The sequence below is a fragment of the Desemzia sp. FAM 23989 genome (genome assembly GCF_045528345.1).
Lineage (GTDB): Bacteria > Bacillota > Bacilli > Lactobacillales > Carnobacteriaceae > Desemzia.
This window is the reverse complement of record NZ_JBGQQT010000052.1, coordinates 1-1,279: the sequence shown is the minus strand read 5'-3', so window position 1 is coordinate 1,279 and position 1,279 is coordinate 1. Positions and strand designations below refer to the sequence as shown.

Below are 1,279 nucleotides of genomic sequence, written 5' to 3'. Positions count from 1 at the left end.
AAAAAGACAAGTGATCGAGCTCTATCAAAGTTTTAAGATAAAGCCTAACGTGAAGCATTTTACTGAAATTTTGAAGGAGGATCATGCTATCTGTTACACCGATACGACCATTCGTCATATTTTATATCAAGCTGATATTCTATCACCTAAGGCTCAAAGAAAAACACGTAAGAAAATAAATGCTCGAATCAAAGCTAAATCAATGAAAGGTAAAAAAGGGTCTTATAACCCACTGGTTCCAAGAGCCGAAGATCAAATGGAGTTACCCGAAAAAAGTCACCCTAGCCGTCCTAGAAAGAAATATCAGGGGGAGCTTATTCAAATGGATGCCAGCTCCTATAACTGGTTTGGTAAAGAGGTGACACATCTCCATTTAGCTATTGATGACGCTTCTGGTAATATCGTCGGGGCTTATTTCGATATGCAAGAAACACTCAATGGCTATTATCATGTGCTCAATCAGATCCTAACGAAACAAGGCATCCCTTTAGCTTTTTTAACAGATAAACGAACGGTTTTCGAATACACATCAAAAGCCATGAAAGCGGTCGAAGAAGATACCTTTACCCAGTTTGGTTTTGCCTGTCATCAACTCGGTATTGAGATTAAAACCTCCTCTATTCCACAAGCTAAAGGCCGCGTAGAGCGCTTAAACGGGACTGTTCAATCACGACTTCCTGTAGATTTAGACTTAGCTGGAATACAATCTATGGAGGAAGCCAATCACTTTTTAACGAAATGGATTAGGACTTTCAATAAGAAGTTTGGCAATAAAACGAAGGAATCCATCTATGAAAACGCACCAACTAAATCAGAAATCAATTTATTATTAGCACGAGTAGCGAATAGAAAAGTGGATAGTGGGCATCATATTCGGTATCAAAACAACTACTACCTGCCTACGGAAGGCAGTGAAGAGCACTACTTCACGCGAAGATCAAAGGTGTTGGTTATCGAAGCGTTTAACGGAGATATCTATGTAAATATAGCTGAAAAAATATACACAACAAGGAGACTGAAAGAACATGACTACTACTCACAAGAGTTTGATCCGATTCCAGAGCAAAAAAAAGAAAGACGCCAGTATATTCCCCCACAATCTCACCCGTGGAAACTAGAATCTTTCAAAAGATATCTTCGCAGTGTCGGAAAAACACTCGAAGAGTACGAAGCTGAACAAACAGCTTAAGACTAATTTTAACAAATTCGGTCACATTAATGCAAGCTTTTGCGAAGTAAAAGCTTGCATTAATGTGAGCCTTGGTTTTAGGACATTTTA

The 1,279-nt window shown here is 38.7% G+C and carries 1 protein-coding gene; it reads left to right on the top strand.

Going from position 1 to position 1,279, the window contains the following annotated elements:
• On the top strand, positions 1–1,189 hold a 1,189-nt coding region (locus tag ACEN36_RS12980), incomplete at its 5' end, for an ISNCY family transposase (protein ID WP_407126891.1).
• Positions 1,190–1,279 lie beyond the last annotated feature (90 nt).